This is a genomic window from Arthrobacter sp. BPSS-3, from assembly GCF_044628475.1.
GTDB lineage: Bacteria > Actinomycetota > Actinomycetes > Actinomycetales > Micrococcaceae > Arthrobacter.
In genome coordinates this window covers 1-22,089 of the sequence record NZ_JBIMMV010000017.1, presented here as the reverse complement: position 1 = coordinate 22,089, position 22,089 = coordinate 1, and the positions used below count along the sequence as shown (strand labels likewise).

Here is a 22,089-nt window from a genome sequence, read left to right as displayed (position 1 = left end):
TCCTTCGGTTTCCCAGTGGTGTCCGCAGTCTTCACGGCATCCAGTGTCACCGGCATATCCAGCTCATTCCTGCCAAGCAGACCGCCTGGCGTGTCGAGCCGGATACACCGTTAATTCCACAGTCCCGGCCGCGGACGGACACAGGCCAGGTCTTGGGCGCCTGCCTACGTCAGGGCAGAAGACGAGGAGGGCTGGTACCTGCCTGAAGAGACCGTCCAGCTCGGGAAAGTCCTCAACGAAGGCTCAACCCCGCTGTTCTACGCATACGACTTCGGCGATAGCTGGCTCCACCGCATCGACTGGATCGAAACCGTCAGGAAAACCGGTGACGACGCCCATGCCCGGGTGATCCGCGGTAAACGACGCTGCCCCCTGGAGGACTCCGGTGGAATCGGCGGCTATGAAGACCTCATCGCCACTCTGGCCAACCCTGATGCCGTCGATGAATCAGACCGCGAGCACCTCCAGGGCCTGCACGAATGGGCCCAAGGAACCGCGCAACGATCCGGCGGAGAGGAAACTTTCGATCCCGCACACTCCGACCCGGTCAAAGTCAACGAAGAACTCGGCAGACTCTTCACACCCGAAGGAAACTGACCAAGTGCCGGCCACGGCACAGCCAGGCCTGGCACCAATGGCATTGTGCCGGCATGCCTTAGCGAGTTTTTGTCTCCGCGTGGACGGCGCAGGAAACGCCAAGGATTGACGTAGTTTCCAGGAACTGGCGAGCAGGATCCCCCATCTGTCAAGTACCGTTGCGCTCGGCTGTCCATGAGGTCAGCCGGTCTCATGTTCTGTATTGAAAGGACTCCCCTGTCATGGCAGGAATCATCCCCTGGCTGGGTGCGCTGGGCACCACAGGAAAAGCCGTTGTTGTAGCATCCGTCGTTGCCGCTGGTGGCACCGGTGCAGCAGTGGCCGCCACCGCCACCGTTGCGCCGACCGATGCGACGTCCACTGTGTCGCCGGCCGCCCCCGCCGCTGATCCGTCGGCTTCCTCCACGGCCACATCGTCGGTTGTTCCCGCATCGACGCCCACTCCGTCCAGCGCGCCCGTATCTTCGGCTGAGGTCCCGCCGGCGCCGGCGTCATCTTCAACCGCACCGGAGTTGGCACACGCACCGGACGTACCAGTGATTGCCGAACCGGCAGAGGCACCGGAGGCGCCGGAGCATGCCGAACCGGCAGAGGCGCCGGAGCATGCCGAACCTTCGGAGGCGCCGGAGCATGCCGAACCGGCAGAGGCACCGGAGGCGCCGGAGCATGCCGAACCGGCAGAGGCACCGGAGGCGCCGGAGCATGCCGAACCTTCGGAGGAGCCGTAACAGGCCCGGACGGGCTAAGTACCGGGCTTACAGAATCTGGGCTCACGAGCTGAGAAATACCGTGATTGTCCGGTCGGCTGATTTCTCTGCGGTTGTTTGCCTTTGACATGAGCGGCGGGGCCCTGGGGCGAGAGCGAAACGGGGCCCTCCGAGGCCGGGCCGGCGAGGGTTCCTTGTGGCCTCTTCGCTGTCTGCACCTGGTGCGGCCGGCCGTGTTTGGGGTTAGTCCGGTGGCGGGGTTGTGCGGGCGGTGATTGTTTGATCGCTTCGGTGGCTGGGGCCGTGGTGGAGCTGGAAGGCGCTGGTGATCAGGGCGAAGTGGCTGAAGGCCTGTGGGGTGTTACCGAGTTGCCGGGCGTCTTGGACGTCCCATTCCTCGCTGAGCAGGCCCACGTCGTTGCGCAGGGTCAGGAGTCGTTCGAACAGTGTCGTTGCCTCGGTGCGTTTTCCGGCGCCAAGGAGTGCGTCGACGAGCCAGAAGGAGCAGGCAACGAAGACACCTTCTCCGCCGGGCAGCCCGTCGTCGCTGTGTTGGGGGCGGTACCGGAGCACGTACCCGTCCTGGGTCAGGCCGCGCTGGATGGCGTCGATGGTGCCGGTGACGCGGGGGTGGTCCGGAGGAAGGAATCCGACCCTGGGGATCAGCAGGAGACTGGCGTCGAGTTCGGTGCCGCCGTAGGACTGGACGAAGGAGTTCATTTCAGGGTTGAAGCCGTGCTCCATGACGTCGTTGTGGATGGCCTCGCGAAGGTCCTCCCACCGGTCTGCTGGTCCGGGGAGGTGGAACTGGCGGACTGCCTTGATCATCCGGTCTACTGCGACCCAGGCCATGACTTTGGAGTGGGTGAAGTGCCGCCTGGGTCCGCGCATTTCCCAGAGTCCGTTGTCGGGCTGTTGCCAGGCGTCCTCAAGGTGGTCCATTAGGGCGATTTGGATGTCCCAGGAGTCGTCCGCGTCGTGGAGGAGGGCGTTGCGGGTGAGGGAAAGCCCGTCGAGGACTTCACCCCAGACGTCGAGTTGGAGTTGGTCGGCGGCCGCGTTGCCGGTGCGGACCGGCGTGGAGTCCTCGTACCCTGCCAGCCAGGGTATCTCGGCTTCGGGGAGCCTGCGCCGCCCGTCGAGGGAATACATGATCTGCAGGTCTGCCGGGTCGCCTGCCACGGCGCGCAGCAGCCATTCCCGCCAGGCTTTGGCCTCGTCCGTGTAGCCGGCTGTGATGAGGGACTGCAGCGTCAGCGTCGCGTCCCGGAGCCAGCAGTACCGGTAGTCCCAGTTGCGGGGCCCCCCGGGCTGTTCGGGAAGTGATGTCGTCGCAGCCGCGACGATGCCCCCGGTCGGGGCGAAGGTGAGTGCTTTGAGGGTGATCAGGGACCGCTGGACAGCGTCCCGGTAGGGGCCGGCGGCCGCGCTGCGCGAAGACCAGTCCTCCCAGTACGCCAGGGTCCCGGTCAGGGCATTCTCGGCGTCGACGGTCCGCGGCCGCCGCAAGTGGCTGGGTGACCAGGTAAGGACGAACGGGACACGCTCACCTGCCTTGACCGTGAATTCGCTGACCGTGCGGAGGTGTTCTCCCTCCATGGGGGCGGACGAGGACAGGTGAACCGAGTCGGGCCCGGCGACCGCATGAATCCCGGTTGTGGTGCGCCGGACCCAGGGGACCACGTGCCCGTAGTCGAAACGTAAGGCCAGTTCGCCGCGCATCGCGACGGTGCCGCTGAGTCCCTCTACGATGCGGATGAGGTCGGCGACCCCGTCCCGGGGAGGCATGAAATCGGTTACTCTGACCCTTCCCGTGCCGGTGTCCCATTCGGTCTCCAGGACCAGGGTGTCGGGCCGGTACCGGCGGCGGGTGCAGGTGCCTCCGGCGGCAGGGGCCAGCAGCCAGCGTCCCGCGTCGGGGGTGTCCAGCAGCGCGGCGAAACAGGCCGGCGAGTCGAAGTGCGGCAGGCAGAGCCAGTCGATGGATCCGTCTGTTCCGATCAGGGCTGCCGTGTGCAGGTCCCCGACGATGGCGTAATCCTCTATGCGCGTCACCTCAGCCGGCCTTGACTTCGAGGACGACTTTCACGTCGGTATCCTGGCGCCGGAAGGCGTCCTGGAAGTCGGCCAGTGGTACCCGGCGGGTGATCAGCCGCTGAAGCCAGGCGCTGTCGGCCTGCTCCAATGCCCTGACAGCGGCTTCATAGTGGCTGCGGTTGGCGTTGACGCTGCCGAATACCGATTCGTTGCCCAGCACCAGGGCACGGTTGACCGCGCCGATGTCCACTGGCTCGGTCCTGCGGTGGAGGAGACTCCGGTCAGGCAGGTGACCGAGTCGAGGGCTCTGCAGGTCATCGTCTCGAGCACTACGGAGGCGACGCCGGTGCATTCGACCAGGATATCGGCCTGAATCCCGGAATCAGTGAGGCTCTCCGGGTGGTAGGTCGCTCCGAGCTCCCGGACGAGTCCCGGTTTCGGCCCTGCCCGCACTTGGTCAAAGACGTGGACGTCGAGTCCGCGCTGCACGCCCAGCAGTGCCGCGAGCAGGCCGACCGGCCCGGCCCCGGTGACAACGGCGGTCTTCGGGGCAAAAAAGGCCCGGGAGCCGATCGCGTCGATGTGCTGCCAGGCTTTGGCGACGATGGTTGTTGGTTCCAGCAGAACGCCGACGTCGGCCAGCGTGTTCGGAAGCCGGACGAGAGCATCAGGATCAGCCCGGAAGCGTTCTCGGGCGAACCCGTGCAGGCCTTTTATTCCGTGTTCGGTGTAGCGGCCGTTGCGGCACATATCCCACTGCCCCGCCGCGCACGCAGGACACGGCACAGGGTCCGGACGGCGAACGATGCAGACCACCAGATCCCGGGGGCTGAGCCCGGAACCTGCCGGAGCGTCGAGGACACGGCCGATGTTCTCGTGTCCCAGAATCAGAAACGGTGACCCGGCGGGTGCTTCTCCGTATTCGCCGGAGGTGATCTCGGCATCGGTGCCGCAGAGCCCGACGGCCAGGGTCTCCACCAGGACCTGACCGTCCGCCGCGTCGGGCTCGGGGACATCCCTGAGCACCAACGGCTCCTTCGTCCCCGGGACGACAGTCAAAGCCTTCACGTCTTTTCCTCCTGCATCTCCGGGCGGCATCCGTCCCGGTTATTTGTCTACCACGTCCACCTCCGAATCCCGCTGAAAACCGGAGAACTTCTTAGGGCCCGCGCAGCCATGGTCCTCCCGGAAGGTCTCACAGACCGTACACAGGTTCATCTCAGGTACCTCTTATCGGGCTCGTGGGAAACTTGGTGGTAACGGAAGGACATGCGATGACGGCGGTTGTGAATTCACGGGCTCGGGCTCTCGGCGCGGTACGGCGCTGGACGGTGACCGCGATGGTACTGGCGGGGATCGCGACCGCCGGCGCCGGCGCCGGGCTGGCCACGGTGCAGCACACCGCCGCCACCGGCCAGGCAGCAGCGGCGGCGGTGCAGCAGGCGCCGGCCGCGCCCGCCGCGGCAGGGACGTTCGGGAAAGTTACGCCCGCACAAAACGCCCCGGCCGCTGCAGTGCCGCAGACCGCGACCCGGGCCTCCTGACCTTGGCAGCTGTCCCGGCCGCCCGGTTCGATGCGATCGGCACCACCGTTAGCGTGCACGCGACCGACCCGGGCGCCCTGGATCAGGCTGTGCGCACGGCCAGGGAATGGCTGGCGTCTCTGGACCTTGCTGCCTCGCGGTTCCGGGCAGATTCAGAACTTACGACCATTAACGCCCGGTCGGCCCGGGGTCCGGTGGCGGTGGCAGTCAGTGCCTTGCTCGGGGATGTTTTGGAGGCTTCCTTCCGCACGGCGGCCCTGACCGGCGGCCTGGTGGACCCGACAGTCGGCGCGGCCCTGCTGCGGGCCGGTTACGATGACGATATGGTACTGGTCAGAGACAGGGCGGGCTGGACGGTGCCCGGTGATCCGGAACCGGCGCCGGGGTGGCTGCAGATCAGCTACACACCCGACGTCCGGTTGCTGGTCATGCCGGCCGGCACGGTGCTGGACTTTGGCTCCAGCGCCAAAGCCTACGCCGCTGACCGGATCGCGGCCCTGCTGGGTGAGACCCTGCCGGGCGGTTTCCTGGTCGACCTGGGCGGAGACATCGCCGTTGCCGGCACCCCTCCAGAGACAGGCTGGCAGGTAGGGATCGAGCACGACCGCGGCCGCACCGATCAGGTCATCACCATCAGGGACCAGGCCATAGCAACGTCTTCAACGAGGCACCGGGCGTGGTCCAGCGGGTCCGGGACCGCCCACCACATCATCGACCCGCGCACCGGCGCCCCGGCACAGCGCATCTGGGCCGAAGTGACCTGCCTGGGTGCGACCGCTCTGGAAGCCAACGCCGCCTCGACCGCCGCCATCGTCCTGGGTGCTCAGGCACCGTCCTGGCTGGGGGCCCGTGGCATCGATGCCAGCCTGCACGCCACGGACGGTTCGACCGTGAGGACCGGGAACTGGCCTGCCCCCCACGAACCTGCCGGGGCACTGTGAGTCCGGCGGTCAGCGAGGTTTTCTGGTTCGTTTCCCGGGCGAGCGGGGTCACGGCTTCGGTGCTGCTGACGGTGACGTTCATTCTCGGTGTTGTGACTTCCGGGCGGCGCCGGCCGGCAGGGATCGGGACCACTGTCGTGACAGGGCTCCACCGCAACCTGGCCCTGGGGATGATGGTTTTTGTGGTAGCCCATATTGTTACTGCCGTGCTGGAAGGCTACGTCGACATCGGCTGGGTGTCGGTAGTGGTGCCGTTCACTTCCGGCTACGAACGGGCCTGGATCGGGCTGGGCGCTGTCGCGTTCGATCTGCTTGTGGCCGTGACGTTGACCTCGATGCTGCGTCACCGTATTCCCGAGCGGTGGTGGGGCCGGGTCCACGCGCTGAGCTACGTGCTGTGGCCGGCAGCGATAGTCCATGGCATCACGATGGGCACCGGGAGCGCCTGGATCCTCCGGGCCGTGGGGGTGGCCTGCCTGGCCGCAGGCGCCGCCGCGATCGCCTACCGGCTCACCGGCCGGCAACCCGATGAGACCCGCCGCACCGAAATCGGACAACAGCCATGGCGCTGAACCTGCTGCCGGCCCTGCACGAGGCCGGCCTGACGGGCCGGAGCGGTTCGGCGTTCAGCACTGCCGTGAAACTCGGCGCGGCGCTTCAGAACCGGGCCGAGCTGATAGTTAACGCCTGCGACGGGGAAATCGGTGCCGCGAAGGACGCCTACGTCATCCGGCACCACCTCGCCGAGGTCCGGGACGGGGCAGCATTGACGGGCCTGAAGCGGGTAACGTATGCCGCCCACGCCGGATCAGAAACCGAAGGACGCCTGCGGGCAGCGGGCGTGGCGGTGTTGCCGGTACCTGCCCGGTATGTCGCCTCCGAGGCCAGCGCCCTCGTTTCCCTGCATCACGGCGGCCTTGCCCGCCCGATGACCAAACGCGCCCGCCTGGTCCAGGGCGGCCGCACCCCGGAGGGGAAGAAAACCCTGCCGGTACTGGTCCTGAACGCCGAAACACTTCTGCGGATCGCCCAGATCGAGGCCTTCGGGCCCGGCTGGTTCCGGTCTTTCGGCACACCGGAGGACCCCGGCCCGCGGCTGGTCGCTCTCAACGGCGCCGTCCAGGCGCCAGGTGTCTACGAAACCGAAACCGGACCATCCCTAAGCCAAATACTCTCCCTGGCCGGTGGACCGCTGCCCGGCGCCCGGGCCCTGAACATCGGCGGACTCGGCGGCACCTGGATTGCAGCGTCCCGGATACCGGCCCTGCACTACACCACCGCGTCGATGGCCACCGCGGGCGCCGCTCCCGGGCCCGGGGTCATGCACCTGCTGGGCCCCTCACATTGCCCGGTCGCCACGGTCGCGGACATGCTCAACTACGCCGCCGGGGAATCCGCCGGCCAATGCGGGCCCTGCATGTTCGGGCTCCCCGCGGCAGCGGCCGGGTTCGCCGAACTCGCCGCCGGTACCGGAGGTCCCGGAGCCCACGCCGCGCTGCGGCAACGACTGGGACTGCTTACCGGCCGCGGGGCCTGCCACTTCCCCGACGGTGTTGCAGCGTTCACCGCCTCAGCACTGGAGGTCTTCAGCACCCACCTCCAAGCGCACGCGGCAGGCTATTGCCCCGGACAGGAAGAAAGAGATCAGTCGTGAGCTTTTCTGCCCGCCCGCCCCGGACCGATTCGGCCGTCCCGGTCCTGGCCGTCGACCGGACCGCCTGCACCGGGCACGGAGTCTGCGCCACCTTGCTGCCTGAACACATCACCCTCGACGAATGGGGCTACCCCATCCTGGACGGACCCATCCCCAAAACGAACGACGCTGAGCTGACCGTCCGGTACTGCCCGGCCCGGGCACTCTACTGGCGAAACCAAAACGACTGAGTCGGAGCCCGCTGACCCTTGCCCGCACGAGGACTTCCACTGCCCGCCCGGTGGTCCTCTGGCAGGTGCTGGAGGGGTAGGACCCAGGACACCGCATCTGCCCCCCGACCCGACGGTGTTTGTCCCGGGCACGCTTCCGCATTCTCTGACCGACGGTGCGCTCAGACGGGCGTCAACTGCCCGCTTCCGGGGCCGCTTTCGCGGCGCGGCGCCTGCGCAGGTGCCAGAACAGTAACGCTGCAAGGACAACAGCGACGGTGAGGAGGGCGGCTCCGTGTCCGGCTGTCCGGGCGATGCTCTGATATGAGTTCCCTGCCAGGAACCCCAGCAGGGCACAGCCGGTACCCCACACCAGAGCGCCCGCGGCGTTGAAGGCCAAAAACCGCAGGTAGGGCATATGCGCCATGCCGGCCAGGGCAGGCATGACAGCGCGGAAGAATGCTGTGAAGCGTCCCACGAAGACAGCCGCGCCGCCCCGGCGGCGCAACAGGTCCTGGGCTTTAGCCACCTGCTGCCCTTTCCTCGCAACAAGGCGCAGGCGCATGATCCGCGGCCCGAAGAACCGTCCTACCTCGTACCCCACCGTGTCGCCGGTGATCGCCGCCGTCACGACCAGAACGATCACCACCCACAAGGGAAGCCGTCCGTGGCTGGCCAGGACGCCGCCCAGAATGGCCGCCGTCTCACCCGGGATCACAAATCCGAGGAAAAACGCGTCTTCAGCGAATACCAGGGCAAAGACCAGCAGCGCGGCCAGCACCGGGCTGATATTCAGGATACTGTCCACAATCTGGCCCACAACACTGCCTTTCCTCCTGGCGCCCACCCCCCACGCACCTGCGGTTCCGGCGATCTTTCCGCGCCGACCTCAGGGGTATCCCGGCCCGAGGCCCCGATCCGAGGTGTCCCAGGGGAGCCGGCAGGGCTCTGCAGCGGCCTACGCACCTGCGCTGTCCATGCCCGCAGCGGCGGTCTGGACCGGTGCACGGCCGCGTGGGTACAGTGTGCGGTAGAGGATCCGGCCCAGGCACGGGAGTGACCAGATGCAGCACGTCAGCAAACGCGCGAACACCCTCGCCCTGGCGGTGCTCCTCGGTCTGGCCCTTCCCGGGACGGCAGGGTGCTCCTTTACCAACCCCCAGGAGACCACCCGGATCACGCCGGCCACCAACGGCATCAACACCGTGATCGGCCCGGTGAAGCTGGGCAACCTGTTGATTCTCGCCCTGGACGCCAACGGACCGGGCAGGGTCATCGGCACGGTGAGGAACACCACCGACCACGACATCGTCCTCACCCTGGCCCTGGCATCAGGAGAGACAACGACCATACCGGTCCCGGCCCAAGACCGCAGACAGCTCACCCTCGACACGGCCCCGGTCACGTTCGCCCGCACCGGCGCGGCCCCCGGCGCGACGCTCCAGCTCAAAATCAGCGCAGACACGACGACACAGACCATCCCGGTACCCGTCCTCGACGCGACCTTCACCGAATACGCACCCTACTTCCCGATCCGGCCGGAGCCGCCCCACACCCCCGGCACCACGCCGCCGGCCACTTCCCCAACCCCGGCGCCCACTCCTACTCCCTAACGACAAGTACCACTGCAGGCCTCAGCATGCCGTCTCATTCACGCGCCGGCGGCGACCCAATGGCGCGGCCGGTGCGGGGCCGGCCAAAGGCCCACACCCTTTGACCGGCACGTCCGCCGGCGCCGGCGTGGCCGACCTCCGCAGGATCCGGGTGAGCACCCGAGGGACGCAGGACCGTTTCCGGGTCCGGCGCTGCCCCCGCCAGGTTCCCTGCCGGTTCACTGCGGACTCTCAGCAACCATTCAGCACAGTCCCGGATAATGGGTGGCAGGCGTCGTTGAGACGCCCGCCCCGGACGGGCCCCCCATCCGGACGGGGCACCGACTTAGTAGGACGGATACCGGCAATGTCTGCGACCCGAACCCCCCGCTCAGCTGTCCTGTTCAGCACTCTGGCCGGAATCGCTTTGGTTGCCGGGACCGCGGTCGCCGGGATTGGGCCCGCGGTCGCAGCCCCTGCGCCGGGGCCGGCATCGTCCACCGCGTCCGCCCCCGCGCCGGCCGTGCACCAGGTGCCGGCAGGCGCGGACGGCCAGCAGCATGACGCAGGGGAAGCCAGCGGCGACTGACCGTCCCCGGGTGTTGGGTAGAATACCGTGCAGGGAACGACCCCGTGAGGGGCGGTGAAAGGGGACCGGTGAGGACAGCGCGAAAGCACCCCTCGTTCCCGGCCCTTAACCCGGTTTCCCCGCCCGTCGTTGCTTTCCTGGTTCTCGCAGGCCTGGTACTCGGGATTCTGGGCATGCACGCCCCTGGAACGGGCCACGGCAGCCCACCCCCGCACAGCACAGCGCCGCACAGCGGCATCTCACCGGTGTCCGGCGGCCATTCCTCTGCCGCGGGGGCGCGTCCGGCCGGCCGGGCGGCAACCGCCGGGCCGGCCGTGGCCCCAGTCCCCTTGCCCGGCGGGAACCAATCTTCCGGTTGCCCGGCGCCGTGCACGATGACAGCACATGAATGGTCATGTGGCCCGCAAGCCAGCGCTGCGGCTCCTCAGCCTGTACTGCCCGCCCTCGCTCCGGATGCCGGCAGGGCGGCCCTTGTGGGCGCTCCTGCTCTTCCCTGTCTGAAGCCGGCAGCCCGCGGACGGGCCGCACCGTCCCTGACAGAACTCTCTATCAGCCGCACGTAAACCGGTCCCGGTCCGCCCCCACAGCCCCCGCGTACGCCGCTAGCGACTGCCTTCATCGTTGCAGGGCCCTGGCCGTGTTCGTCCCGGCTGCCTCCGCACCCCTGGGACAGAGACGACCAAAAGCTGCCGGTCCATCCCGGGTGCGTGCGGCTCCGCCCGGCCTTCTCCTGGCCTCCGCCGGGCGCTGCTGCGGGCGTGCCCCGGGCCCGGGCCGGCGGTGCCTGTTTGCCGGTTGGCCGCAGCGGCTCCTCCCGCCCCTGGAGTACTTAGAGTTACCCCCTTTTTTTGAGATTTCTCCGCGTTGCGCGGATACAGACCAAGGACACGCAAAAATGAAAAACGCCTACCCTCTTCCCTCCCGCCGTACTGTGCTCGGTACCGGGATCGCGGCCGCTGCCATGGCGGCCCTCGCTGCCTGCACGTCCAACCCGACCGCCGGGCCTTCCGCGGTGACCAGGATCATGCCGGGGGACCCGATGATCGCGGACTTCGAAGCGCGCCGCGCCTTCACGGGCAAGACCATCACAACCCGGCTCAGCGCCGGTGAAGCCGACGTCGTTATCGCCGGACAACCTGTCCGGACCTGGGGCTATGGGGGCACCCTGAACGGGCCGGTGATCCGGGCCACCGCAGGGGATAAACTCACGGTGCCGCTGATGAACCAGCTCAGCCAGGGGACCTCCGTGCACTGGCACGGGCTGGCCCTGCGCAACGACCAGGACGGGGTCCCGGGGCTGACACAACAGGCCATCGCCCCCGGCGCCGCGTACGACTACAACTTCGTTCTTCCCCACCCGGGAACGTACTGGTACCACTCGCACGTGGAAATGCAGCGCGAACGCGGGCTCTACGGGGCCCTCATTATCGCCGATCCCAAGGAAACCCTGGCCTATGACCAGGAATGGGTGATCATCCTTGATGACTGGATGGACGGGGTCACCGGCACCCCCGACGATGTCCTGAAGGAACTCTCCATGGGCATGGGGTCCATGAACACCCCGGCACCGGCCCATTCAATGCCCGGCATGGACATGGGCGGCGGGTCAGCGTCCTCGATGCCCGGCATGGACATGGGCGGGTCAGGGTCCACGATGCCGCCGATGCCGGGCATGAAATACATGTTGATGGGGGCGCGCAGCGACTTCCTCGGCGGTGACGCGGGCGACGTTTCCTACCCGTACCATCTTTTCAACGGCAAGGCCGCGGCCGGGCCTGAAACGTTTCCCAGCAAACCGGGCAGCCGGGTCCGGTTGCGGATCATCAACGCGGCCGCTGACACCGCTTACCGTGTCGGTGTGCCCGGGCAGAAAATTACGTTGACGCACACGGACGGGTTCCCGGCCGCGCACCGGGACGTTGACGCCGTTGTCCTGGGCATGGGGGAACGGATCGACGCGATCCTGAACGTGCAGGAGGGTTTCACCCCTGTTCTGGCGCTGCCCGAAGGTAAACCCGGGATGGCCTACGGCCTGATCAGCACGGGCACGGGTACACCGCCGCCGGCAACCGCCTTCCCTTCAACTTTGGGTGGCACGGTCGTTGACGGCGGCATGCTCAAGGCAGACGCCTCCGTCCTCCTCCCGGCGAAACCGGCGGACCGGGTCCATGAAGTGCACCTGACCGGCGGCATGGCAAAGTACGACTGGGGCATCAACAACCGCCGCTTCGACATGAACAATCCCTACGAGGGGGCGTTCGATCTCAAGGTCAATGAACGGGTCCGGGTGGACTTCATCAATGACACCACCATGTGGCACCCCATGCACTTGCACGGCCACACGTTCCAGCTCGCCGGTGGCGGGGCGCGCAAAGACACCGTCATCGTGCGCCCGAAACAAACAGTGAGCGTCGAATTCGATGCCGATAACCCCGGTCAATGGCTTACCCACTGCCACAACGCCTACCACGCCGAGCGCGGCATGATGGGGGTCTTCTCCTACATCAAATAGTCGACCCGGTGGCCCGCGTACCCCGCGTCTCTGCCTTCAGGGCCCGGGGTGCGCGCAGGCCCGGCGCAGCGCAAAATGCGGCCCGCACCCGGCCGCTATCGGGATCTGCCAGAGGCAGTGCCGGGTGCCGACCTGCGACGATGGTCCTATGAACACTGCCGGTAACACAGTCGTCGGGGCCCGTGAAGGGTTCGCCTCCGTTTTCCACCGTTCCTGGCTCCGGGTCACGGCCATGACGGTCACCGGTGCCGCGGCCGCGTTCCTCGTCGCGGTTAGCGGGCCGCCGGACTACGCGCCCGCGGCCGGTTGGGCTGCGGCGTCCGCGACGTACCTGGTCTGGGTGTGGGTTGTTATCGGGCGTCTGGACCCGGCAGGTACGGCCGCCCATGCCAAACGGGAAGACCCAGGGCGCGGCATTTCAGACGTACTGGTCCTGGCCGCGACCATGGGAAGCTTCACCGGAGTCGCGCTGATCCTGCTCGATGCCGCCACCTTGCAAGGCGGCAGCAAAGCCTCGGTAATCGCCCTGGCACTCGGAAGTGTGGCCCTGTCCTGGTTCCTCGTGCACACCCTCTTCACGCTCCGCTACGCCTCCATCTACTACCGGGACAAGAACGGGATCGATTTCAACGAAGAAAGCGCGCCCCACTACCGGGACTTCGCCTACCTGGCATTCACCGTCGGGATGACCTTCCAGGTCTCCGACACCAACCTGAAAACCGATGCGATCCGCTCCACGGTCCTGCGCCAGGCACTGCTGTCCTACCTCCTCGGGGCCATCGTCCTGGCCACCACCATCAACCTCGTCTCCGGCCTCATCCACTAAAAGGCCCTGGCTCTGCCAGTGTTCAGGAACCCTGCCTGTGAGGCGCCGGCCCGGACGGGGCAGAGAGTTCCCGTGCGCCTGTGGGAAAGGAAAGTAGAATTTTCCGCCGGCGGCGGCCGGGTGGAGCAGATGGATGGCTGTGCTGAGGGCGGCCGGTTAAAGCACGGTCGCACCGAAGAGCAACCCGATGCCGTAAGTGATCATCAGACCCACCGCTCCGCCGAACAGTACCCGGGTCGCGGCTCTGCGGATGGACCCTCCGCCTATCCTTGCCCCCAAGGCACCGGTGAGGGCCAGGGCCGCGAGCACGATCACGTAGGTGATCCAGACCCGCACCGACACCGGGGAGAGCAGGATCGCGGCTACCGGAAGCGCACCGCCCAGCAGGAACGCCGCCGCCGATGAACCTGCCGCGTGCCAGGGGTTGGTCAGCTCTTCCTCGTCGACGCCGAGCTCCATCCGCAGGTGTGCCTTCAGCGGATCCGCTGCTGTCAGCTCCCGGGCGACCATGGCCGCGGTGGCGCTGCTGAGGCCCTGCTCCTCGTAGAGCCCGGCCAGTTCCTGCAGCTCCCCTTCAGGGTCCTCGGCCAGCTCACGCCGCTCTTTGACAATAAGGTCCCGTTCGCTGTCCCGCTGGCTGCTCACCGACACGTACTCACCCAGCGCCATGGAAACGGCACCCGCGGTCAACCCCGCCATCGCCGCGATGAAGACCGGCTGCACAAGGGTCGTCGCACCGGCAACACCGATCACCAGACCGGCCATCGACAAAATCCCGTCGTTGGCCCCCAGCACGGCAGCCCGCAGGGCGTTCAAGCGCCCGGACATCCCGGAGGCATGCGGTTCCGGAAAGGCATGAACAGGCATGGGATTTCTCACTTTCAACGTCATTCCAAGGAGAGCGCAGCACGGATGCACCACTCGCCCTGCGGCCGGAGCGCGGGCCGGTGCCAGGACATCACACTAGCAGCCACCGAAGGTCCGGCCCGGGTACGTACTCGAAGATCTGTCCCGTTCCTCCGGAGCGGCTGGACCCGCGATGATCGAGGTCCAGCCGGCCGGCAGCCGCCGTGAAGCAATCAGTCCATTTGTCCGCATGCCGGTAACGGGATACGCCGGTCAGGCTTTGAGCTTGGGTTTCACGTCCTTGGTGTAGATCCCTTCCAGGGTGCTTTTGAGTGCCGTCATGGTGGCCTTGACGTCGCCCTGCTGGGTGAAGATCGCCGCGGCGGCCTTGGCCATTTCCTGGTCGGCGCCCGGCAGGAACACGCGCGCGTTGTCCTGGACGCGGGTGACAGCGAGCTGGTCCATGGCCGTCTTGATCTGTGGTGTCTTGGCCAGGACGGCGGTCATGTCCGCGGACTTGCGGACCGGCATGTAGCCGGTGGCGGCGGAGAACGCGGCGGTGTTCTCGGGTTCGGTCATGAACTTCAGGAACATCGCAGATGCCAGCTGGACTTCCTTGCTGACACCGCTGGGGATACCAAGGCCCGCCCCGCCGGTGGGGCAGACCGGGCTTTCGGTCTTGGGGCCGCCCGGCAGGAACCCGACGCCGACATTAAACTTGGCGGACTTCAACACCCCCAGCAGGGAACCGGTGGAGGAGATCGTGGAGGAGGTCAGGCCCGCGGCGAAATCGTCGGCAGCTTCCTTGGAGGACACGCCCGCCCATTTGTCCTTGTAGATCGAGTCCTGCGCCCACTGGAGAGCCGCCACCGACTCGGGGGAATCACAGTTGATGGTCCACTCGTTGGACCAGCTGCCGCCCCAGCCCCACAGGTTGTTCTGCAGGGTCCAGCCGGCGTAGCCGGCCAGCGCCGGGTAGATGTAGGCGTACTGCGCGCCGGAGCTGGCCTTGAGCTTGGGGGCCCACTCGCCGAACTCCTGCCAGGTCTTCGGCGCCCGGTCCGGGAGGCCGGCGGCCTTGAAGTGGTCCTTGTTGTAGTAGAACAGCGGGGTGGAGCGGCCGTAGGGGAGGGCCCACTGCTTGTCGGCGTACTTGTAGTCCGCGACGAGCGACTTCTGGAAGTCGTCCACCTTGATGTCCAGCTGCTTGATCAGGCCGTCGAGGGCGATGATGTTGCCGTTGGTGAAGTACCGGAACCACCAGACATCGGAGAGCACCACGAGGCCGGGCAGGGCGGACTTGGCAGCCTGGGAGGTCTGAAACTTCTGCGCAATATCCTCGTAGTTCGCCCCGGCAGTGACCAGGTTGACCTTGATCTCCGGGTACTTCGCCTGGAACTTCTCAATGATGGCCCTTTCCACGTCCTGGGACTTGCCCGGGTGGTTGGACCAGAAATCGATGGACGAGGCGGGCTTCACGCCGGAGAAATCAATGTCGGCCGCGGTGGTCGCGGCCCCCGTGCCTGCCGTGGTCGGGCCGCCGCAGGCGGCCAGTGCGGCCGCGCCGGCTGCGGCGCCGGTAAAGCCAAGGAAGTGTCGGCGGTCAAGATTTATTGCCATGGTGGATCCTCTCAAAAGGGCCCCGAATCGGGTAATGACCCAGGGTGTTGACTCGGTGTGGTGATGTTTGGCTGGGGTGAGGCTCGCTTTATCCGGTGACGCTGCCCTGGGTGAGGCCGGCCACGATGTAGCGCTGCAGTGCAGCGAAGACCAGCAGGATCGGAACGATCACCAGCACGGCGCCGGCCATCAGGATGCCCCAGCCGGAGCCGTTGCCTTCCGAGTTCTGCAGCAGGGTCAGGCCCACCGGCAGGGTCATGGTTTCCGGCCGGTCGGTGATGATCAGCGGCCAGATGTAGTCATTCCATTCGCTCACCACAGTGACCAGGGCGACCGTTGCAATGGAGGGGCCGGAGACCGGGACCACGACCTGCCAGAGCCGCCGCCAGTGCCCCGCGCCGTCGATCTCGGCCGCCTCCAGGATGGAGCCGGGGAGCGTCATGAAGTGCTGGCGCAGCAGGAACGTGCCGAACGCGGTGCCCAGCCCCGGAAGGATGATCCCCCACAGGGTGTTCTTCCCGCCCATGCCCGCAATCAGGATGTAGTTGGGCAGGATGGACACCTGCGGCGGCACCATCAGCGCGACCAGGATAAGAATGAAAATGGCGTTCTTGAACGGGAAGCGGACAAAGACCAGGGCGTAGGCCGTGAGGATGGCCAGGATGACCTTCACGGTGGCGCCCACGGTGGTGACGATCAGGCTGTTCATGAAGAACCGGGCGAACGGCACCGTGGTCATCGCGACGTGGTAGTTGTCCAGGTTCACGCTTTCCGGCAGGATCTTCAGGTCCATCGTGACGATCTCGCCGGGCTGCTTGAAGGAACTCAGCACCATCCAGAGCAGCGGAAGGACCACCACGAGGGTGGCAAGGATGAGCGGGACGTAGCCACCGGCGATGGTCTGGACCAGGTTGGCGCGGGAAAAAGGCCGCTGGCGCTGCAGCGGAGCCTCGGGACCGGCGGCCGGCCCGGCGTTGGCGGCCGGATCCGGGTTGACGGGGGAGAGAGTGCTCACGAGTAGTGCACCTTCCGTTCTACGAACCGCACCTGCAGCACGGTAATGATCAGGAGGATCGCGAAGAGGACCACGGAGATGGACGCCGAGTAGCCGGCGCGGTTGAAGGCACCGAAGGCCTGCAGGTAGGCCTCATAGATCAGGGTGGAGGTACCGTTGCCCAACGGGGTCATGATCCGGATCAGGTCGAACGCCTGCAGGGAGCTCAGCATGGTGGTGATGAGCAGGAAGAACGTGGTGGGGGACAGCAGCGGGACGGACATGCTGATAAAGCGGCGGAACCCGTTGGCGCCGTCCAGCGAGGCTGCCTCCATCACGTCCTGCGGCAGTGACTGCAGGCCGGCAAGGTAGACGACGGCGCAATAGCCGAGGTTCTTCCAGACGTAGACGATGATCACCATGACCAAGGAGAGCTGGGGGTCATTGATCCATTGCGGGCTCTGCTGGCCGATCCCGCGGAGCAGCCAGGACAGCACGCCGTAGCCGGGGTCGAAGATGAACAGCCAGACCAGCCCGACGCCGACACCGCTGAGCACGTAGGGGGCGAAGACAGCGGACCGGGCGAAGGTGGTGCCGCGGACCTTGGAGTTCAGCGCCAGGGCCACCAGCAGTCCCAGGACCATGGACCCGCCCACCGTGATGAGGGTAAAGACGGCCGTGGTCCCCAGCACCTTGGGCGCATCGGCGCTGGTGAAGAAGTTGATGTAGTTGTCGAAGCCGACCACCGTGGCGGAGGCGGAGCCCAGCGTCCAGTCCAGCGTGGAGTAATAGATGTTGTTGATGAGCGGGAGGTAGGTGAACACCGCGATCAACGCCAGGTTCGGCAGGGCCAGCGCCAGGAAAACCATGAAGTCCCGGCGGGCCCGGGCGGACCACCGGGAACGCGGCGCCGGAGCCGGTGCGGCCTCGACGACGGCGCGGGGGCGGTCAGTCAATTCTCGGGTCATTCTCGTCTTTCACTGAGGTCTGAAAATCCCCCCGACCACTAAACCACGGCCAGGGCACCCCGGAACCCGATCACGACCCTCAAGCGGCCTTCCTTAGAATGAATTCATGCCCGGTTCTCGAGTTGTTCATGAACTGGGCCCTCAACGGCCCAGCCCCAGGCCGGCGCCCCGGGAAATTGTCCATCCGCCCGGCCACTCTCCGCCCGGATAGCGCATCCTGACCGGGACCAGCCGCAGCGTCCGACTGTGGGTCATGTAGGAACGCTGCCCGCACTGGCTATTCCCGCCGGACGTCCTTATACGCCTGATCCTGGCCACCCCCCGCATGGAAACAAGGCTCCCATCCTGTTGGGCGGCCATACGATGATCTGACGGGCCCTTACTATCCGGCGATGCCAGTCTGCCGTCCAGGGCCCGTTCGGAAAAGGGATGAAGGGGCTCCATGGTCCCCCCGGACGGAGGCTGACACCGGCCCCAAAAACCCTTTCCCAAACATGGCGAAGAAACCCCAGGGCTTGTCAAGCCCTGGGGTGTGCGTGCAGCGTCTCCGTCGGGTCTGTCAATTATTCGGTGTAACTGGGGTTGTCTTCTCTAGCTCCTGCCGGCGGACAGGCGGCCGTCAAAGGTGATCTCGGAGGCGTTGAGAGTGGCCTTCCAGCGGTTGCTCCAGCGTTTCCGGCCCTTGCCGGTGGGGTCCAGGCTCATGATAGCCAGGTAGACGCACTTCAACGCGGACTGCTCGGTCGGGAAGTGGCCGCTGCACGATGACTGTCCTAAGTGCCAATGGTGTTGCCCGTTTTTCAGGACAGGCTCAGGATCCCGGCGGCGAGCTCAGGGGCCTTGCCTCGTGATTCTCCTCGCAGGGCTGAAACCACTGTCCGTAGCAATACCGCGACAGGCTATGCGCCGAGGCACCCGGTGCGGCACCGGCAAGTGGGGCTGACTCCCGAATTTCTTGAGGCCGCGAGTCAGCCCCCGGACGGAACCCCGATGAAGGCTGAATGGACCCTCTCCAGCAAGGTGAAACACCGCCACTTCAAATACTCCGCTACCAGTCCAGCCCAGACAAGATGACAAGGGAATCGTGGGCAGGTTCTTTCTGCCCGGACTGTCCTGCCGCCGCCGACGGTGGCTGGACACGCCAGGAGCCACGGCGTAGGTTTTTGGTGGCAGGCATCACGTATCTATCCTCCTTTCGGCTTGGTGCATAGCTGGCGGGAGATCCCGCTATAGCAGGATGGCGGGCTGGAATGCACGCAGCTAAAAGGGAGCCGAGCATGGCCGCCTCGCATGTCAACCAGGGCGGTGGCCGGGCCATCACCGCCTGGACCGGCCTGCCAGATACCGCATTCAGCGCGGCAATGCGCCTGGGTTGTGTCGACGGGGCGGATTGCAGCCTGTCCAGCTACGCGGCGGGAGCGTAAAAATGTCCTTCGATCCCGGCGCCGCCAGTATCCGCCCGCACACTGATCGCCCCGGCAGTACTTTGCTCCTGTGCGGCCATTGCGGTTCTGACACGGAGCTGAGGCTGCAGTCGATTAAAGCCCTCGATCCGCCCTCGGACGATTTCGTGGAAGCAGGGTATGTCTGCACCGCGTGCGATCTCCACTACCTGCGACGAGCCGACGTTGCCGCCGTAGGGGCAGTCCTCAGCCGGGCCCCGGGCGAGGATGACGTCCTGATATTCGACGGAGAGTACGTCCACTGCGGCCGGCCGATGCATACGCTCGATTCAGAGGCCGGCTGCCTCAACGCCGTCTACACGGACCGCGACCCGCAGAACGCCAACGACGTCTGCCTTACCACCCGCATATTGCGCTGCAGCTGCGGCTTCCAGATACAACTGCCTGAATAGTGGCACCGCCTCTGGCAACGCCGAAAGCAACAGCCCTGGGTCGGTACCCCGGGCGGTCATGTGGCCCCGCGGCGCCGGCGGAACGTTCTTCCTCGACGTCCCCCGCGCGGGACGTCGTCGAGGCCGGCCTGCGGGTCGCCTGGTGAATATGGCAGGTTGGTTCCGGTTCGAAGAACTCGGCCTGCACTCGCGCACCGCTCCGATGGCAGCCACACCAAGCGGCCGCGCCCGAACGGTGCGGACCGATTAAATGCGGTCGATGACGTTGGGTTTCTTACCGGTGGGCACCGACGCGCCCGGGGGCCTCTGCCGCGTCGTTGCGCTCCTCGACCGCAGCTCTGGGGCGGCTGGGGCGTTCGGAACGGTGTGTAGGGGTTTCACGCCGCGTTCGAGCGCGCCCGAATCCTCGTTCAGGGCAGGCCGGAATGCACCAATCGGATGATCCAGGTCTGAGCAGGGCGGCGGCCAGACGTTGATGAGAACTTGGGGGTAGGCCGTTGAGTCCGTCGTGGCCGAGGAGTGCAGGTCCCGGGGATTTTCGTTCTCATTTTCGCGCTTTGCGGGCGGGAAGTTCTGCGCGAGGGGGGTTTGTGCTCACATATCAGCCGGTGTTCTTTTCCTCAGGACGGGTTCGAGCTCTGCGGCGGGCAGTGGCCGCGAGATGAGATAGCCCTGAGCGGTGTCGCAACCGAGCCCTCTCAGAACCGCTAGTTGGGATTCGCGTTCAACGCCCTCGGCGGTTGTTCGCAGGCCGAGGATTTTCGCCGGGCCGATGACGCTGGCTACCAGGATCGCGGAGGTGCGGTCCGTATCGATCGCATCGATGAAGGCCTTATCCAGCTTCAACCCGGTGAGGGGAAGTTCCCGCAGCAGCGCCAAAGACGAATAGGCTGTGCCGTAATCGTCGAGGGCAACGCCGGTGCCCGCGTGGATCAGGGCGCGCAGCTGTGACGCAGCGGACGGTAGATCCACGATGGCGGCACTCTCGGTGATTTCGATGTTCAGCAGGGATGCCGGCACATGATGGCGCAGCAGCGCCGCCTGGATATCGGGGACCAAGCTTCCCGTTGCTAACTGCAGAGGCGAAATATTTACGGAGATGGCCCGGGGGGTGCCGGCGTCCATCCACTTCCGGGCCTGGATGCAGGCCTCGTCGATGACCCACCGGCCGATGGCATGGATTTCACCGGTGAATTCGGCAATGTGGATGAAGTCCTCCGGCGAGACCATGCCCAGTTCCGGGTCTTCCCAGCGCAGTAACGCTTCCACGGCAAGACATGAACCGGTAAGAATGTCCATGAGGGGCTGGTAGTGGAGGCTGAAGCCTGCGTTGCCGAGGGCCAGTGGCAAGCGGCGGCGGATGAGGGCTTGACGGGAGAAACGGATTGGCCGGGAGGGGTCGATCCGGCCTAGCCGGCGTTTACCTTCGTGTTTTGCCTGCAACATCGCTTCGTCCGCGTGGCGGAGCAAGTATTCGAGACGGGTCCCGGGGTCCTGCCTATCGTCCTCGACGTCGTCGGCCATGGCCAGGCCCAAGGTGGCGGAGAGCCGGAAGCTGTGACCGTCATGGTCGAATGGCTCATCCAGGGACTCCAGGATCCGGTGCGCCGCGGTCCGGGCCGTGGCCTCATCGACGTCCGTCAGTATTACGGCGAATTCGTCCCCTCCGAGCCGGGCGACCGTGTCTGCCGGGCGCGTGCAGGCCTGTAGCCTGGCCGTAAAAGCGGTGAGCACGGCATCGCCGGACCGATGCCCAAAGGTGTCGTTGATGACCTTAAAGTCATCGAGGTCTATGTAGAGGATCGCCGCGCGGGACGAACCCTCGCCGGCCAGGAGCGCCGGCCCTGACTCTTCCAGCCCGCGCCTGTTGGCCAGACCGGTGAGCGGGTCGTGGAGAGCGGCATGCCGGAAGACGTCGGAAAGTCCCTCGAAAACCTCCGATACCGGGACGATGCGGGGAGCCGCCGCGGTGACGAGCATATCCTGGTATCTGCTCTCCTCGGGCCTGCCCAGCACCGCGGCGGCGGCGGTCTGAAGATTCATCGACGGAGGCAGCCTGAAGGTCCTGTGTGGTACCAACGCTTCTACGCTCACACGCGCATTCAGCGCCCGCCCGTAACCCAGCCGTCCCGTCATCCGGTGATCAAGCTGGTCCCGGGTCAACAAGGAATGATGCCCGCCGACGTCGATAACGACACCCCGGAGCCCGCGATCGGCCCTGAACAACACTTCAATTTCCGCCAAGGATGTATCGCCTGGCACGACAATGGCCTCGAACCCGAGATCGCCCAGCACAGGTGTGGAGCGCTTCATAGCGCGCAAGGAACAACGGGATTGGCGGACACGAGTTCTTATTATCAGCTACAAGTGAACGGAAGTCAGTACCCCCGGCAAAGAATCGGGAAAATCGTTGACAGGGGGAGGGCCCGCCGCTCCACGTGGGCAAAACTGCAGCCAGCGGCAGCGTCGTGCGGGACTGTGGAATTAACGGTGTATCCGGCTCGACACGCCAGGCGGTCTGCTTGGCAGGAATGAGCTGGATATGCCGGTGACACTGGATGCCGTGAAGACTGCGGACACCACTGGGAAACCGAAGGA

At 66.2% G+C, this 22,089-nt stretch carries 17 protein-coding genes and 3 pseudogenes; 10 read left to right on the top strand and 10 right to left on the bottom strand.

Going from position 1 to position 22,089, the window contains the following annotated elements; translation table 11 throughout:
* Positions 1–183 precede the first annotated feature (183 nt).
* Positions 184–597: pseudogene (locus ACFVY3_RS17220) on the top strand (plasmid pRiA4b ORF-3 family protein); the annotation flags it as partial.
* Positions 598–1,547: 950 nt separating this feature from the next.
* Here ACFVY3_RS17220 and ACFVY3_RS17215 read toward each other — a convergent pair.
* The 3 genes and pseudogenes from ACFVY3_RS17215 to ACFVY3_RS17205 form a co-directional block, all read right to left on the bottom strand.
* Positions 1,548–3,359 carry a glycoside hydrolase family 15 protein gene (locus ACFVY3_RS17215; RefSeq protein WP_236803069.1) on the bottom strand — a complete coding sequence of 604 codons (1,812 nt, stop codon included), beginning with the start codon at positions 3,357–3,359 and terminating at the stop codon, positions 1,548–1,550.
* A 1-nt stretch (position 3,360) separates the two neighbouring features.
* Complete coding sequence (locus tag ACFVY3_RS17210) at positions 3,361–3,591, bottom strand: hypothetical protein (RefSeq protein ID WP_400160659.1); 231 nt, start codon at positions 3,589–3,591, stop codon at positions 3,361–3,363.
* Positions 3,592–3,665: 74 nt separating this feature from the next.
* Positions 3,666–4,439, bottom strand: a pseudogene (locus ACFVY3_RS17205) (alcohol dehydrogenase catalytic domain-containing protein); the annotation flags it as partial.
* 233 nt (positions 4,440–4,672) lie between these two features.
* On the opposite strand from ACFVY3_RS17205, the gene ACFVY3_RS17200 reads away from it, so the two are divergent.
* From ACFVY3_RS17200 to ACFVY3_RS17180, 5 genes are read left to right on the top strand one after another with little or no spacing between them, the layout of a single operon-like run.
* Positions 4,673–4,885: a hypothetical protein gene (locus ACFVY3_RS17200; protein ID WP_400160658.1), complete on the top strand. Its 213-nt coding sequence runs from the start codon at positions 4,673–4,675 to the stop codon at positions 4,883–4,885.
* Between the two features lie 2 nt (positions 4,886–4,887).
* A complete protein-coding gene (locus ACFVY3_RS17195; protein WP_236803066.1) occupies positions 4,888–5,826 on the top strand; it encodes an FAD:protein FMN transferase in 939 nt (312 codons plus the stop codon).
* A complete protein-coding gene (locus tag ACFVY3_RS17190; RefSeq protein ID WP_400160657.1) occupies positions 5,823–6,398 on the top strand; it encodes a ferric reductase-like transmembrane domain-containing protein in 576 nt (191 codons plus the stop codon). Before ACFVY3_RS17195 ends, ACFVY3_RS17190 begins: the two co-directional genes overlap by 4 nt.
* Positions 6,389–7,480 (top strand): NADH-ubiquinone oxidoreductase-F iron-sulfur binding region domain-containing protein, encoded by a 1,092-nt coding sequence (locus tag ACFVY3_RS17185; RefSeq protein ID WP_400160656.1) that lies wholly within the window; start codon positions 6,389–6,391, stop codon positions 7,478–7,480. The genes ACFVY3_RS17190 and ACFVY3_RS17185 overlap by 10 nt, the downstream gene beginning before the upstream one ends.
* Complete coding sequence (locus tag ACFVY3_RS17180; protein ID WP_400160655.1) at positions 7,477–7,710, top strand: ferredoxin; 234 nt, start codon at positions 7,477–7,479, stop codon at positions 7,708–7,710. The genes ACFVY3_RS17185 and ACFVY3_RS17180 overlap by 4 nt, the downstream gene beginning before the upstream one ends.
* A 172-nt stretch (positions 7,711–7,882) precedes the next feature.
* On the opposite strand, the gene ACFVY3_RS17175 is transcribed toward ACFVY3_RS17180, so the two are convergent.
* Positions 7,883–8,509: a DedA family protein gene (locus ACFVY3_RS17175; protein ID WP_236803062.1), complete on the bottom strand. Its 627-nt coding sequence runs from the start codon at positions 8,507–8,509 to the stop codon at positions 7,883–7,885.
* A 244-nt stretch (positions 8,510–8,753) separates the two neighbouring features.
* On the opposite strand from ACFVY3_RS17175, the gene ACFVY3_RS17170 reads away from it, so the two are divergent.
* The 3 genes from ACFVY3_RS17170 (at position 8,754) to ACFVY3_RS17160 (ending at position 13,208) form a co-directional block, all read left to right on the top strand.
* Positions 8,754–9,302: a hypothetical protein gene (locus ACFVY3_RS17170; protein WP_236803061.1), complete on the top strand. Its 549-nt coding sequence runs from the start codon at positions 8,754–8,756 to the stop codon at positions 9,300–9,302.
* Between the two features lie 1,463 nt (positions 9,303–10,765).
* Positions 10,766–12,382, top strand: a complete 1,617-nt coding sequence (locus ACFVY3_RS17165) for a multicopper oxidase family protein (RefSeq protein ID WP_236803059.1) — start codon at positions 10,766–10,768, stop codon at positions 12,380–12,382.
* Positions 12,383–12,530: 148 nt separating this feature from the next.
* Positions 12,531–13,208, top strand: coding sequence for a DUF1345 domain-containing protein (locus tag ACFVY3_RS17160; protein WP_236803058.1), 678 nt, complete (start codon positions 12,531–12,533; stop codon positions 13,206–13,208).
* A gap of 156 nt (positions 13,209–13,364) precedes the next feature.
* Here ACFVY3_RS17160 and ACFVY3_RS17155 read toward each other — a convergent pair whose 3' ends face one another.
* The 5 genes and pseudogenes from ACFVY3_RS17155 to ACFVY3_RS17135 form a co-directional block, all read right to left on the bottom strand.
* Complete coding sequence (locus ACFVY3_RS17155) at positions 13,365–14,099, bottom strand: VIT family protein (protein WP_400160654.1); 735 nt, start codon at positions 14,097–14,099, stop codon at positions 13,365–13,367.
* A 228-nt stretch (positions 14,100–14,327) separates the two neighbouring features.
* Positions 14,328–15,674 carry an ABC transporter substrate-binding protein gene (locus ACFVY3_RS17150; protein ID WP_373993501.1) on the bottom strand — a complete coding sequence of 449 codons (1,347 nt, stop codon included), beginning with the start codon at positions 15,672–15,674 and terminating at the stop codon, positions 14,328–14,330.
* 88 nt (positions 15,675–15,762) lie between these two features.
* Positions 15,763–16,689, bottom strand: a complete 927-nt coding sequence (locus tag ACFVY3_RS17145) for a carbohydrate ABC transporter permease (protein WP_373993500.1) — start codon at positions 16,687–16,689, stop codon at positions 15,763–15,765.
* A complete protein-coding gene (locus tag ACFVY3_RS17140; protein WP_373993499.1) occupies positions 16,686–17,636 on the bottom strand; it encodes a carbohydrate ABC transporter permease in 951 nt (316 codons plus the stop codon). The genes ACFVY3_RS17145 and ACFVY3_RS17140 overlap by 4 nt, the downstream gene beginning before the upstream one ends.
* 591 nt (positions 17,637–18,227) lie before the next feature.
* Positions 18,228–18,392, bottom strand: a pseudogene (locus ACFVY3_RS17135) (IS256 family transposase); the annotation flags it as partial.
* 670 nt (positions 18,393–19,062) lie between these two features.
* On the opposite strand from ACFVY3_RS17135, the gene ACFVY3_RS17130 reads away from it, so the two are divergent.
* Positions 19,063–19,491: a hypothetical protein gene (locus ACFVY3_RS17130; protein WP_236803056.1), complete on the top strand. Its 429-nt coding sequence runs from the start codon at positions 19,063–19,065 to the stop codon at positions 19,489–19,491.
* Positions 19,492–20,085: 594 nt separating this feature from the next.
* Here ACFVY3_RS17130 and ACFVY3_RS17125 read toward each other — a convergent pair.
* Positions 20,086–21,804, bottom strand: a complete 1,719-nt coding sequence (locus tag ACFVY3_RS17125) for a putative bifunctional diguanylate cyclase/phosphodiesterase (protein ID WP_400160653.1) — start codon at positions 21,802–21,804, stop codon at positions 20,086–20,088.
* Positions 21,805–22,089: the final 285 nt, after the last annotated feature.